Source organism: Streptomyces sp. NPDC093018, from assembly GCF_040684035.1.
Classification (GTDB): Bacteria; Actinomycetota; Actinomycetes; order Streptomycetales; family Streptomycetaceae; genus Streptomyces; species Streptomyces murinus.
In genome coordinates this window covers 678,017-692,765 of the sequence record NZ_JBFBFF010000002.1, presented here as the reverse complement: position 1 = coordinate 692,765, position 14,749 = coordinate 678,017, and the positions used below count along the sequence as shown (strand labels likewise).

Here is a 14,749-nt window from a genome sequence, read left to right as displayed (position 1 = left end):
CTTCAGTCTTCGCTTCTGTTTCCCTTGGGGGGGATCTCTTCATGCGGACCATACGGCTGCGCGCCGCCCTGCCCGCCCTCGCCGGTGCGGCCCTGCTCACCGGCACCCTGCTCAACACCCCGGCCCAGGCCGCCGGGGGTGTGAAGATCTACCACGTCTGGTTCGACAGTCCGGGCTCGGACAACCGCTCGAACACGAGCCTGAACGGCGAGTGGGTGCAGATCAAGAACACCGGCGGCTCGGCGGTCTCGCTCAAGGGCTGGGTGCTCAAGGACGCCTCGAACCACCGGTACGTCTTCCCGAACATCAAGATCGGCGCCGGGAAGTACCTGAAGATCCACACCGGCTCCGGCAAGGCCACCACGTCGGACAGGTACCAGGGCCGCCGCGCCTACGTCTGGAACAACGACAAGGACACGGCCACGCTGACGAAGGCGAGCGGCGCGAAGGTCTGGTCCTGCTCCTGGACGACGCGGGACCCCAGCGACAAGTACTGCTGACACTTCTGACCGGGTACCGCTAGCCGCCGTACGGCCGCCGGGCGTTCTCGTGTGTCGAGGGCCCGGGGGTCGCGTCGGCGATCCAGGGCCCCTCCTCCGACGGGTCCACGATGCCCTCCTCCAGCCAGGTGTAGGCGCCGCCGAGGACGCCCTTGACGACCTTGCGGTCGAGGTCGTCGGTGTTGGTCCACAGCCGCCCGAACAGCTCCTCGACGCGGATACGGGACTGGCGGCAGAAGGCGTCGGCGAGCTGGTACGCCTCCCGGCCGTGCTCGTCGCGGGTGCGCAGCCGCTCGGCCCGTACGCAGGCCGCGCTCATCGCGAACAACTCGGCGCCGACGTCGACGATCCGCCCGAGGAAGCCCTGCTTGGTCTCCATCCGGCCCTGCCAGCGGGACATGCCGTAGAAGGTGGCACGGGCCAGCCTGCGGGAGGTGCGCTCGATGTAGCGCAGATGGGTGGACAGGTCGACACCGTGCCGGAACTCGGCGTACGACGACGGCAGTTGACCCGGTCCCGCGACCAGCCTCGGCAGCCACTTGGCGTAGAAGACCCCGGCCTGCGCACCCGCTTTCGCCTTCTGAGGCAGGGACTTGGCCGGATCGATGAGGTCACCGGCGACGGAGAGGTGGGCGTCCACGGCCTCGCGGGCGATCAGCAGATGCATGATCTCCGTGGAGCCCTCGAAGATCCGGTTGATGCGCAGATCGCGCAGCATCTGCTCGGCGGGGACGGCGCGTTCGCCGCGCGCCTTGAGCGACTCGGCCGTCTCATAGCCGCGCCCGCCCCGGATCTGGACCAGCTCGTCGGCCATCCGCCAGGCCATCTCGGAGCCGTAGAGCTTGGCGAGGGCGGCCTCGATGCGGATGTCGTTGCGGTCCTCGTCGGCCATCTGAGACGACAGGTCGAGCACCGCTTCCAGGGCGAAGGTGGTCGCCGCGATGAAGCTGATCTTCGCGCCGACGGCTTCGTGCAGCGCGAGGGGCTTGCCCCACTGCTCGCGCTCCGCCGACCATTCACGGGCGATTTTCAGACACCATTTACCGGCACCGGCGCACATCGCGGGCAGCGAGAGGCGGCCGGTGTTGAGGGTGGTGAGCGCGATCTTCAGACCGGCGCCCTCGGGGCCTATTCGGTGTCCGGCCGGCACCCGCACCCGGTGGAAGCGGGTCACGCCGTTCTCGATGCCGCGCAGCCCCATGAAGGCGTTGCGGTGCTCGACGGTGATGCCCTCGGAGCCCGCCTCCACGACGAACGCGGTGATGCCGCCCTTGTGCCCCTCAGACTTCGGCACCCGCGCCATGACGACGAGCAGATCGGCGACGACGCCGTTGGTCGTCCACAGCTTCACCCCGTCGAGGACATACTCGTCCCCGTCCGGTACGGCCGTGGTGGCCAGCCGCGCCGGGTCGGACCCGACATCGGGCTCGGTGAGCAGGAAGGCGGAGATGTCGGTACGCGCACACCGCGGCAGAAATGCCTCCTTCTGCTCCTCCGTGCCGAACATCTTCAGCGGCTGGGGGACGCCGATCGACTGGTGCGCGGAGAGCAGGGCGCCGACGGCGGGGCTCACGGAGCCGACCAGGGCGAGGGCCTTGTTGTAGTACAGCTGGCTGAGGCCGAGACCGCCGTACTTCGGGTCGATCTTCATCCCGAGGGCGCCGAGTTCCTTCAGCCCCGCCACGACCTCGTCGGGTATGCGCGCCTCCCGCTCGATCCGCGCCGAGTCGATCTCCGCCTCGCAGAAGGCCCGCAGCTTGGCCAGGAACTCCTCACCGCGCCGTACGGACTCCTCGGCGGGCATCGGATGCGGATGCACCAGATCGAGCCGGAACCGCCCCAGGAACAGCTCCTTGGCAAAACTGGGCTTGTGCCAGTCCCGCTCCCGCGCGGCCTCCGCGACCTGGCGGGCCTCACGCTCGGTGACGGTGCTGCGGTTCTCGGTGGGGGCGGACATGGGATCACCTCGCCGCGAAGGGGGACGGCCGGGACTGGTGGCTACCGACCGGTGCTACTGGGTCGTTGGTACCCGAATCGGACGCCGGGCGCCACCCCTCGCGCGGGGCCTTGAGCCGGTCGGGTGGCAGGCGGCAGGACTCATCCGGTCTGCGTCTCACACACGGTTGATCAGCAAAAACGGGCCGTGCCATCGGATCTGCGTCCGGTGGCACGGCCCGTCTCCCGTCCGTACGTCAGACAGTGCGCTCCGGAGCAGGCGCGGGCTGCGGGACGGGGGCGCCCATGGGCTGGGGAGCGGCCATGGGCTGCGGGGCGGGCGTCGCCTTCCGGCGCGAGAGCGACCGGAAGAAGTTGACGATGACCATGATGGGCAGGATGAACGCCTTGAAGAAGACGATGTACGTGCCCCCCTGGAAGATGAACCCGAGGTAGATGCCGTAGCCCATGAACCCGAGACCGGCGATCACGTTGAACACCCGCCAACCCTTGCTGAGACCACTGGCGTTGATGACACCAAGAATCAGCATCGCGGCGCCGCTGATGAAGAGCAGGACGACGTACCAGGAAAAGAGGGGCTCAGCACCGAAGTCGAGGTTCACGAAAATCCCTTGAAGAAAAAGTCGACGGCCCGCGAATGCGGACGGCGCACACTACCCGGGTCGCACACACTCTCGCCACGCACTTGTGAACGGGAGATCCGGCGCACCCGAGCAGCCTTCTCGGTGAACTAACTCATCAAAACGGGGCGAAGTACTGCAGGACACCGCCGAAACCGCTCCCACGAAACCTCCGGCACACCCCAGGTCCCACAACCGGTGATCCAATCGTTTCCCGTTCGTTGCCCGTTCGGCTTCAAATCCTGCAGCGGCGGCCCCAACGCCGGGAGTTGTCGTACCGCTGGGGCCCGGGTCCGAAGCAGACTCGGGCCCCTTCGCTCGCCTTACATGCCTCGGTCGGGCCCGATCCAGGTGATCGGCTCGTCCCCCGCGGCCATCGGCATCGACTCGAAGACGACCGGGCCCGGGTAGAAAACCGCGCTGCCCGGACCGAACATGTCCTCCCCCGCCAGATACCGGTAGAGCCATTCGGCGAACGGCATCCGGTATTCGTAGAAGTCTTGCTCGTCTCCGTTGCAGGCGAGGATCCTCCACGTCCCATCAGCCTCGTCGACCACGCCGAAGGCGTACTCTCCGCGATCGGTGTCGACCAGCGGGATGAGACCGGCGGGAGCGCCGAAGACAGGGCCGTGCGGGAATCCAGGACACTGCGCGTCGGAGAGATCGCTCGCGGAGAAGGCGCCGACCGTGCTCTTCATCCACGCGCCGAGGTTCCACGATCGCGTAGCCGGATGGGACAGAAAGAGATGCCCGTTGAGCTGCACCGGCCCATAGCCGTCGACAACTTGCTTGTAGTCGCCGGGCAGGACGACGCCCAACCCCCCTTCCAACTGCTCCCAGGCCATCACGGAGGCGTGGACGTCTCTCGCGGGCCCGAGCGTGTCAATGAGTGCGTCGAGGTGGTCACGGGGCACTGGAGGTCACCCCCGGACAGCTCGCGGAACCGGTCGTACGTGGCGCGGTGGGCGAGTTGTAGACGATGCAATGTTTGGTCACACGCATCTCCATATCCGTGTAATTGTACTCAAGCGTGGTCGGGATTCCGGAATGCATCCTTCCATATTTTGGGTTAATAGAAAGGGCAAGATGGTGACCTGCTTCGAGTGACGTGCGGATGTCCTTCTCTACGCCGTCTCTGATGTAGGGGCTGTTGATATCCGAGTACTGGGCCACGAGGTTACGCAAATCCTTGCCTGATCCGCCGCCCAGCTTCGGCTGCAGATGACCGTTGTTCGGCCTGTAGCGCTGGGAACGGATCTCCTGGTACCCGGGTGGCTGCTTGCTGCTGCCCGTACTCGTGCCGGGGCCTGGGTGCGCTGCCGTCGTCAGATCCCTCTGGTCGATGATCCCGTAGATTCCGACGGCCCGGCACTCCTGCCGCTTGGTGAAGTCGTCGTAGTAGCGCTCACGCGGAAGGTAGATGACATGGCCCGTGGGACTCAAGCCGGGACCATCGTCACACTTCTTGTCCCTGCGGTTGCGTCCGCGGGTGCCGCCTCCCGGCTTGTCGGCCGGGTCCGGCAGCGGGTGAAGTTGCTTACCCAGATACGCCGTCGGCGTGAAAAGTGCCACGCCTGCCAGGTCGACCATGGCCTGCGCCGTGATGGTCGTGACGACGGGTGCTCCCACCGACCAGATCCCGGTCGCCAAGATTGGCATAGGCGCGGGGCGGGTGGGCGCCGGGACCGGGTGCGGTCCGTTGTTGGGGTTCTGGTCGATGGGCGGCTTGGGCGGGGTGATCGGACGGCGGGAGATACCGGTGCAGTTGCACCCGCGGCCACCATTGGAGTAGCCGCCTCCGTAGTGGCGGTAGCCGCCGGAACTGTGGCCGCCGCCAGAGCTGTAGGCGCTCCCGGAGCTGTGTCCGCCGTTGCCGTAGGACGAGCTCGCTCCGCTTCCGCCGCACTGCACGCTCCCGGCATGGGTGTCGCAGAAGAGATCGTGAGAAGTCGCCGTGGGCGTCATGTGGCTGTAGTCGCAGGAGTTGCCCGGGCAGTCGTTGACGATGCTGTTGCTGCCCGCCATGTAGACCTGTGAGAAGACCTCCTCCGCTATGGCTTCCGCCGGGTTGAACACCTCCCAGACGTTCATGTGACCCGTGGGGTCCGTGCGGTTCAGCGGGTTGCCGTCGCCGTACAGGTACCGGTTGGCCTCCGCCGAGGGAGTTGGGTCCAGCTGCCAGCTGTCGCGTGAGTCGAAGGAGCCGGTGCCGGGCTGGTACCAGCGTGCGGCCATGTCGACAGCGCCGGAGTCGGGGTCGGTCCAGGCGGACTGGTAGCCGACGTCCGGCGTGGTGCCGTCAGTGGCGGTCTTGGTGCCGAAGGGGTCGTACGACGTCGAGCCGGTCACCTGAGTGCCGTCGGTACTGAGGCCGGCGATCAGGTCGGTGTGGCGGTCGGTGACGGCCCACTGCTTGGTGGTGCCGGTGGAAAAGGAGAGCAGGGCGCCCTCCGGGGTGCGGTCGTAGGTTGTGGTGCCGTCCGAGGTGAGGTCGGCAGACCCTCCGTCGTAGGTGAAGGTCGTCGAGCCGCGGGTCTGAACACGGTCAAGGGAGTCGTAGGTGTAGCCGGTGCCTCCGTCGGTGCTCTGACGGTCGAAGGCATCGAAGGTCAGGGCTCGGGTGCTGCTGCCGTCCTCCTCGGATGCCAGGGTGCCGCGCGACGTGTAAGTGAATGTGGTCGCGCCGTCGGTGAGTTGGCGGTTCCGGGCGTCGTAGGTGGATGTGGACGCACCTGCCTCGGTGCGGTTGCCCGCATCGTCCCACGCGTACGGCGTCGTAGTGCCGTCCTTGGTCCAGGCTGTCAGACGGCCCGCGTAGTCGTAGGTGTAGTTGTCGTCGCCGGCGCCCGCCGTGCCCGTCGTCTTCTTCGACGTCAGCTGGTCGTCCAGGTCATAGCCGTAGGTGGTGGACGTGACCGTGCTCGCGCCGTCGGGGCTGGTGACCGTGTCGGCGGTGAGGCGGCCCAGGTCGTCGTAGCCGTAGCTGCGCTGGGCGGTGATTGTGTGCCCTGAGCCGCTGTCCGGCTCGGTCGCGTACTGCTCCTTGCTCGGCCGGCCGGCCGGGTCGAAGCTGTACAAGATCTGGTCGCCGGTGATCGAGTCGGAGGCGAGATCCAGCCGGCCGGCACTGTCGTAGCCGTAGTCGGTGGTCCCCGCGGCCGTCTTGCGCTGGGTCATGTCACCGTCGGCGTCATAGGTGTAGCTCGCGTCGCCCGCCGGGCCTGACGCGGTCAGGAGTTCACCGCGGTCGTTGTACGTGTACCTGTCCTGACTGGTGCCGTCCGCCGCGGTGGCCGAGGTCAGTCGGCCTGTCAGGTCGTAGCCCAGGGCTCGGTCCGTGGTCGCCGCCTCCGCGCCGGTGCCGGTCTCGTGAGTGAGGCGGCCCAGCCCGTCGTAGGTGCGGTCGCGTCGCACCCCGCCGGGCAGCGTCTCGGTGACGGCTTGTCCCGCCTTGTCGTAGACCGTGGTCCAGGTGCGGTCCGTCTCCGACGGGTCGGCGTGGGTCGCCGGTTCGATGGTCGATTCGGACAGACCCCAATTGTTGTAGGTGTAGACGGTGGTGTTGCCCCGGCCGTCCGTGAGACGAGTGCGGTCGCCCGCCGCGTCGTAACCGAAGGTCGTGGTGATCGACTTGGCGTCCGTGACCGGCTCGACCTGCTTGGTCAGCCGGCCCAGGGCGTCGTACGCGTACGTGGTCCGGGCCTTGGTCTGCGGGTCGGTCACCGCCGTGCGGTTGCCGTCGGCGTCGAACTCGGCCGTCGCCGTGCGCAGGGCCGTGCTGCCCGTGCCGTACTCCGTCGTGGCCGTGACGTCACCGAGGGCGTCGTAGGAAGCGGTCGTCCTGCGCTGTGTCGCGTCCGTGGTCGCGGTCCGGCGGCCCAGGCCGTCGTAGCCGAAGTGGGTGTTACCGGCCGGGTCGGTCACCGAGGTGACCTCGCCCGCCGGGTCGTAACCGGCCGTCGCGGTGATCCCGCCGGGGGTGGTCGAAGCGGTCTGGTCGCCCGCGTCGTCCCAGGTGTAGCGCGCGGTCAGGTTCTGGGTCGTCGGATAGCGCTCGACCGTCGTCGCACTGAGCTGCCGACCGAGTTCGTCGTACGTGGCCTCCGTACGGCCGCCCGTCGGATCGGTGGCCGAGAGCTGCAGGCCGGTCGGTGTCCAGGAGTAGTGGGTGACGCCGCCGCCGCTGGCGCCGATGACCGGGCCCGCGATCACTCCGGACTCGGCAGCGGACCGGGTCGTCAGCGCGGCGGCCGGGTCGGCGACCGGGTCGGTCCTGTTGGTCAGCCGGCCGAACTGGTCGTAGTCGTACCGGGTGACCCGGCCCAGCGGGTCGGTGGCCGTCTCGGGCAGGCCCTGGGCGTTGTAGGTGGTGGAGGCGGTCGCGGACAGCGGCGTCGTGGAGCCCGGCGGGGTGTAGTCGGGCAGCGTCGTCGCGGTCGTACGGCCGAGGCGGTCGAACTGCGCCCGGGTCACCTGGCCGCGAGGGTCCTTGGTCTCGGTGGCTTCGCCGAAGGTGTCGTAGCCGACAAGGATGGTGGGGTGTGCCGTGGCGGGCGTGTCGCCGTTCTCCTCGGCCTGCACCGCCGGAGCGCTCTGGGATACCTGACGGCCCAGTTCGTCGTAGCGGTAGGTGGTGGTGAAGGCGGAGGCGTCGGCGCCCGGTTCGTTGCCGCGCGGGGTGACGGTGGTCAACGGCAGGCCGCGGTCGTCGTAGGTGTGGGTGGTGGTGTGCGTGGTGGTTCCGTCGGTGACGGTCTGCTTCGTCAGGTCACCGGCGGCGTCGTACTCGAAGGACTCGGTGAGCTTGGTGTCGCCGGTGATGGACCGGGTCTGCTCCTTGACGCGGTCGTCGCCGTCGTAGGTGTAGCCGGTGGTCCGGTTGAGGCCGCCGGGGTCGAGGACGCTCGTCGTGGTGCGGTCCAGGGCGTCCACCGTGAACGTCCGGGTCGTGTTCCCGCCGCCGGTGACCTGCCGGGTCATGTTGCCCGCCGGGTCGTAGGCGTCGCTCTCCAGAACGATGTCGTGCCTGCTGCCGTCGGACTGGGTGACCTGCTTCGCGGTGGTGGCCGCCGGCAAGCCGTCGTCGTAGTACGTGTACGCCGTCGTGGCGCCCATCGCGTCCGTGGTGGAGGCGAGGCGGCCCGCCGGGTCGTAGGCGTTGGAGGCGACGGTCAGATCGCGGACGGTGCCGGACGGGTCGCCGGTCCAGCCGTTGAGGACAGTGGTGGCGGGCAGGCCCTGGGGTGTGTAGGTGTACGTGATGTGCGTGGCCGCCGGGTCCGTCACGCCGTCGACGCGGCCCAGTTCGTCATGCTCGTAGTGGGTCGTGTTCAGTTCGGCGTCGGTGGTGCTGTCGTTGAGGCCGTGGTCGTCGTAGTGGTACGTGGTGGTGCGAGCGGTGTCACCTCCGGTGGTGTCCTTCACCGTCTCCGACAGGAGGCTGCCGTCGTCGTCGTAGGAGCGGGTGATCTCGCCCGTGTGAGTGGTGCCGCTGAGCCCGTTCTTCACGGCGGCGCCAGTCTCGGTGACGACGTGGGAGGCGGCGTCATAGGCGTAGGTCGTGGTCACACCGTCCGGGAAGGTACCGGAAACCTGTGTCTCGGCGGTCTCGCGACCCAGCCCGTCGTACATGAACTTCGTGACGAGTCCGGACGGGGACGTCGTCTGCGCCACATCACCGTTCGCGTAGTAGCGGTACGACGTCTTCGCACCGCCGGGGGTCGTCCTCGTGAGCACCAGACCGGCCGGAACCGTGCCGCTGTCGACCGCGGCCTCGGTGCCCGCGGTGTACATGGTGGACGCGGTGCTTCCGTCGGGCCGGACGGCGGTCGTGGGCAGGCCCGCGCTGTTGTAGGTGTACGTGGTGCGGTAGCGGTCGTCCTGGGCGTCGGCCGAACGCGCGTCGCTGTCGCTCAGCGGCTTGTCGTTGCGCGGGTCGAGGGGGTCGCCGGCGTTCAGGTAGAACGAACTGAAGCTCGTCCAGCAGGAGTCGGCGTCCCGGCAGGTCGTGGTCGAGACGACGTTGCCGCGTGTGTCGTGGCCGGTGACGGTGGAGTGGCCGTCGGGATCGGTGACCGTGTGCAGGTTGCCCGCGACATCGTAGGTGTAGGAGGTGGGCGCGCCGCTCTCGTCCGTGTGCGAGACGATGCGCTGGCCGTGCAGGGCGTCGTAACTGGTGGTGCCGGTGTGCTGCTGCGGGTCCGTGACCATGACCGTGGAGGTCAGGCCGGAGACGGCGGACTCGGCCTGGGCACGGTAGTGCCCGGAGACCTGGTCGGCGGTGAGGGCCTTACGGTACAGGGCTACCTCGTCCATGTCGCCGGTGAAGTAGTAGGTGCCCGCGGGCTGGCCCGTCCAGCCGGTGCTGGCGTAACCGCCGCCGAGGTAGGCGTACGTGCGCGACTGCTCATCGATCGTGCCGGCCAGGGAGCCGGCCGCGACGCCGTCCAGGTAGAGGGTCTGCGTGCTGCCGGAGGAGGACAGGACCACGTGGTGCCACTGGCCGTCGGTCACGGGCTGGGCGGAGACGACGGGGGACGCTCCGGGGTTGCCGGTGAGGTAGAACTCGCCGCGCAGCTTGCCGTCGCCGTCGATGTTCAGCACCGGGCGCCAGGATGTCGGTGTCTGCCCGAGCGGGGCGTTCTGGAAGCTCATCAGGACCGCGGAGGGCGTGGAGGTACGGAACCACATCTCCGCCGACAACTGCGTCGCACCGGCCGGTATGGAGCCCGGTATGTCGATGTGACCAGTGTTGCCCAGGTGGACCGCCTGGTTGTCGCCGACGCCGAACACGCCGGGGGTGGCCAGCGCGGACTGGACGGACTTGCCCGAATCGCCCTGGAACGTAGCGTTCACGCCGCTCCCGCCGACCTCGCTGTGCAGGGCGGTGCCGCTGGACTCGCCGAGCCGCCAGTACGCGGCGGGCGCGTCCGCGACGGTGGCGCCCCGGTACTGGTCGCCGGTGCCCTCGACCAGGGCTCGGCGCGCCTGGACATGCAGGTTCGGGGTGTCGGTGTTTCCGGAGCCGCTGGTCCCCGAGGTGTAGCGCCAGGTCACGCTGCCGTCGGAGCCGGTCGTCTTGGTGAAGTTCACCAACGGCTTGTCGTAGAAGGCGACCTCGTCGATCTGCCCGGTGAAGTTGCGGTAACCCGTGTTCTGACCGTCCCAGCCGGCCGAGGAGTAGGCGCTGCCGACGAACACGTGCCCGAAGCGGCTGGTGTCGACACCGGTGGACTCGCTGCCCTGCAGGACGCCGTCCACGAAGAGCGCCTGCGCGCCCTCGTTGCCGGTCAGCAGCGCGTGGTGCCACTTGTTGTCGGTGACGGTGTCCGAGGAGTACAGGCTGCTCGCGTCGGCGGAGAACCGGGCCCGCAGCTTGCCGTCCGCGTCGATCAGGAGCATCGGCCGCCACTGGGTCGGCGTGTCGCCGAACTCCGCGTTCTGGTCGGCGACCAGAACGCCACCGGGGGTGCCGGTCCTGAACCACAGCTCCAGGGACATCCCCGTCTGCGTGCCCAACGACTCGACCGGCACCTCGACCGCACCGTCGCCGGTGAAGCTCGCCGATGTGTCGTCGCCGTCGGCGAAGATGCCAGGGCTGCCGAGGCGGATCCCGTCGCCGTACTGACCGGCGAGCGCGTCGCCCAGCGGGCTGGCCGCGACGGCCCCGGTGCGCTCGCCCAGCCGCCAGTAGCCGGTCGGCTCGCTGCGCTCGATCGTGTCCGCGTAGGACGAGGAGGCCGTCGAGTAGGAGGGCGCCGACACCTTCCAGGTGCCACCGTTCTCGTCGGTGGACTGCGTGAGCCGGCCGCCGACCGGGTCGTACGTCGCGGTCGCGTGCACCCGGCCGGAGGGCAGGGTGACCTTGGTCAGCTGTCCGATCGCGGCGCGCGCGGCGTAGTGCTCGGCGACGGTCGCCGCGTCGATCGGGTGGTCGTAGAAGGCCACCTCGTCCATCTCGCCCTTGAAGTGGTACGTGTCGGACGCGAGGCCCATCCAACCGGTGCTGGCATAGCCGCCGCCGATATAGGCGTGGTAGCCGGACTGGTCGGTGATGGCACCGGTCAGAGAGCCGACCTTGGCTCCGTCCAGGTAGAGGGTCTGCGCGGTCGCTCCGGCGGAGAGCACGACATGGTGCCATTGGCCGTCGGTCACGGGCTGTGCCGAGATGATGGGGGACGCTCCGGGGCTGCCGGTGAGGTAGAACTCGCCGCGCAGCTTGCCGCTGCCGTCGATGTTCAGCACCGGGCGCCAGGAACTCGGCTTGTCGCCCAGCTCCTCGTTCTGGAAGCCGACGAGGACGCCGGAGGGGGTGCTCGTCCTGAACCACAGCTCGACCGCCGGGTACGCGGCGGCCTTGAGGGTGCCGGTGGGGATCTCGATGACCGAGTCGGTGCCGTCGAACGCGACGGAGGTGTCCGTCGTGCCCGCGATCGCGGAGTCGGTGCCGAGCTGGACGTCCCGGTAGATGGCCTGGTCGAGGCCGGTGCGCGAGACCGCCTCGCTGGCGGCCGCGGAGCCGTCGTTCTCGCCCAGCCGCCAGTAGGAGGACGGGGCGGCGTCGAGGACACCGCTGCGGTAGACGGAGCCGTCTCCGTAGTCGTAGACCGTGCACTTGGTGGCCGACGTCGGCGGGCAGACCGTGGTGAGGCGGTCGTCGGCGTAGGTGTAGGTCCAGGTCAGCCCGGGTGTCTTGGCGTCGACCGGGTTCGTGGTCACGGAGCTGACATGGCTACCGGTCCAGGTGAAGCTCAGCGACCGGCCCGAGAGCTGGTCGGTGACCTTCTGCACCGGGCCGCCGGTCGTGGTCGCGCGCGTGACGGTCTGCGCGCGGCCGGCCACGTCCGCGATCCGGTCGAGTGCGCCGCCGGACAGGAAGTGGTACGTCGTGCCGGAACGCTCCCGCAGAACCCAGCCGCCGTCCGGCTCATGGCTCAGCGTCAGGGAACCACCCGCGGGACCGGTGTAGGTCCCGTCGGTGTTCTCACCGAAGCGTGCCTGGGAGCCGTCCGCCAGGGTCACCAGCGCCGTCGAGGTGCCGGGTTCCTCGCGCACGCTCATGTCCCAGGACGTCGACCAGCCGGTGCCGAAGGCCCCGTCACGGCGCGGGTCGAGAGAGTTGTAGGTCCGGGTCACGGACAGCTCGGGCCCGACGGTGCCGATCGCCGCGTCGGTGGCGGCGGTGACGTAGTTGCCCGCGCGGGTGCCGATCTCCTTGCCGTCGTCGGCACCGCCGAGATGACTGGTGACGGTCGGCTGCGGGACCTGTGTGGTCAACAGCGCGGGGCCGGGCCGACCCGAGGAGGCGTCGCCGTCATAGGCGTACGCGTACCAGGCGTACGTCTTGCCCCAGGAGAGCCAGCCGGAGGGTACCGCCCACTGCTGCTCGGAGCTGCGGGAGCCGGTCTTGCAGTTCTTGCGGACGTTGCTGCCCTCGACCTGGCAGACCTCGAAGGTGTACTGCAGCGTCGACTTGGGGTAGTCGTCGGCGTCCGTGCCCGCGGCCCAGAGGGTGGGGGTGAGGGAGTCCGCCGTGATGCCACTGCCCGGCGATTCGGCGGTCAGCTGGGGCGGGATGTTGACCGACGCGATCTTCACCGCCGGCCCGGGGACACCGGCGGAGGTGAAGCGGCTGACGCCGACGTCGTCCATCGTCCACTGCACGGTGTACGTGGCGGGGTCCAGGGGCGCGATCTCCGCGTCCAGGGTCACGCTGTCACCCGGCGCGACGTTCTGGGGCATGGCCGTCCAGGCGATCTTCGAACTGTCGGTGATCTCCTTGCCCGAGGAGTCGAACAGGTTGTAGCGCAGTTTGTAGTTGCCGCCCTTGGACCAGGTCTCCTGGCCCGCGTTGGTGACGGTGACCTTCTCCACGCCCTGCGAGGTGGCGGTGACCGGAGCGGTGAAGTCGCCGAGCTTGTAGGTGGCGCCGTACTTCGTCCAGGTGATGTCCAGGCTGGGCTTCCCGTTCGGGTAGTCGTCCGATCCGAACTGCTTCCAGCCCTTGGAGTCCGAGGTGGATGCCTTCACCGCGAGGCCGTAGTTCTTCTTGCGGCCGTGGGTCCAGTCGTCGACCAGCTTGCGGCCCGCCGAGCCGAGTTTGACACTCTCCCAGGCGGGACCACAGGACCAGGTCGTCGTGCCTTCGGGGCGCCAGCCGTGGGCGAAGCTCTTCGAAGCGAGCGACGAACCGGTCGCCGGACCCGGGTACTTGGTGGTGGTGGACTCCGACCAGTTGGAGGTGATCGGCGACACGGTCACCGGGCGGGCGGAACACGACTGGGACCAGGTGTTGTAGAGCGCCAGGTCGGCGCCGAGGATCCAGTCGTTCTTCAGCGTGCTCTCCACGCCCGGGAAGTGCAGGAAGGCCGCGGCCTTGTGGCTGCCGCTGTCGTAGGTGCCCGCCTTCAGGACCGTGTCGGAGGCGAAGTTCTGGTCGTACGGGGACTCGACGTACGTGCCGGAGCCGGCGTCGAAAGACCGCACGGAGGGATCGACGCGGACCGGGAAGACGCGGTCGGGGTCGTCCAGCCAATCCTTGTCGAGTCCGACCACCAGGACCTGACGGCCGTTCTCCTCGTCCAGGCTGTAGGTGACCTTGGAGGAGATCGCGCCCTCATGGGAGTCCTGGGCGACGCGGGAGTCCTGCATCCAGCCGGCCGGGGTCCAGGCACGCTGCCTGCCGTCCGCGTCGGTGAACTCGATACCGCCGTGGCCGTCGGGGCGGGCGGTGAGTCCGTCGAGGTCGAGCGGGAAGCGCCACTCAGTGGGCGCGTCCTTGTCCTGGAGGACCATGGTCTCCTTGACGGAGCCGTCGCCGGCGAGCAGTTCGAGATCCGCGTGCGGACGTACCTCGGAGTAGGTCACGGTGCTGCCGTCCGCCTGCGCGGGGCTAGGAGCGGCGCCGGACACGCCGTAGCCGACCGAGAGGCCGTCGCCCAAGTCCATCCGTACCAGGTCGGCGGCGTCCGCCGTACCGGCGAAGTCGATCGGTGTCTGGGTCGAACTGGTCTGCCAGCCCGCGTCGTCGCTCACGCTCATCGTGTGTGCGCCCGGTGCGTCCTGGGTCCCGCGGGTGCTCCGGCGGACCAGGGTGGTGTCGATGGGCCGCCAGCTGCCGTCCTTGGCACGGAAGTTGACTGGCTGGTCGTAGAAGCGGGTGGTGTAGGTGCCGTCCGCGTTCTGGAAGACGCGCCGGCGCTCCGCGCGTCCGCCCTTGATCTCCTTGCTGTGCTTGGGGTCAAAGCCCTTGACGGCGGCCGCCTCGGGGGCTGTCGTCCGTTGCACCGGGCCGGGCTTCGGCAGCTCGGGAGCCGCTCCGGCCAGACGTGTCGTCCCTGTTTCGCCCTGCATGGGCAACTCACCGCGCCCCGTGCGGGGTTCGGTGTGACCGCCCTTCGCCGATGCCTCGGTGGCCTTCGCGGAAGCGGTGTGGCCACGACCGGCCGCCGATCCCCAGTGCTGGCCGGGGGCATGCCGGCCGGATGTGCCCGACCAGTGATCAACCGCCAGGGCGGCCTGCTGCGTTCCGGCCAGGACGGCGGTCATAAATGCCACTGCGACGACAAGCGGACGCGCCGGACGCATGGGCCCCCCTCAACTGTTGCTCCGTGCAAAACGAGGGCCATTACTAAGTGATCACACGGAATACATGCAAGTTGCACACAGAATCCG

5 protein-coding genes are annotated in these 14,749 nt (G+C 68.8%); 1 reads left to right on the top strand and 4 read right to left on the bottom strand.

Going from position 1 to position 14,749, the window contains the following annotated elements; genetic code table 11:
* The first annotated feature begins 41 nt into the window (after positions 1-41).
* A complete protein-coding gene (locus AB0N90_RS06960) occupies positions 42-500 on the top strand; it encodes a lamin tail domain-containing protein (RefSeq protein WP_086810316.1) in 459 nt (152 codons plus the stop codon).
* Positions 501-519: 19 nt separating this feature from the next.
* Here AB0N90_RS06960 and AB0N90_RS06955 read toward each other — a convergent pair whose 3' ends face one another.
* The 4 genes from AB0N90_RS06955 to AB0N90_RS06940 form a co-directional block, all read right to left on the bottom strand.
* A complete protein-coding gene (locus AB0N90_RS06955; RefSeq protein WP_365193488.1) occupies positions 520-2,457 on the bottom strand; it encodes an acyl-CoA dehydrogenase family protein in 1,938 nt (645 codons plus the stop codon).
* 235 nt (positions 2,458-2,692) lie between these two features.
* Positions 2,693-3,058, bottom strand: a complete 366-nt coding sequence (locus AB0N90_RS06950) for a hypothetical protein (RefSeq protein ID WP_365193486.1) — start codon at positions 3,056-3,058, stop codon at positions 2,693-2,695.
* Between the two features lie 341 nt (positions 3,059-3,399).
* Complete coding sequence (locus AB0N90_RS06945) at positions 3,400-3,921, bottom strand: SMI1/KNR4 family protein (RefSeq protein WP_365193484.1); 522 nt, start codon at positions 3,919-3,921, stop codon at positions 3,400-3,402.
* A 58-nt stretch (positions 3,922-3,979) separates the two neighbouring features.
* A complete protein-coding gene (locus AB0N90_RS06940; protein ID WP_365193482.1) occupies positions 3,980-14,623 on the bottom strand; it encodes a LamG-like jellyroll fold domain-containing protein in 10,644 nt (3,547 codons plus the stop codon).
* Positions 14,624-14,749: the final 126 nt, after the last annotated feature.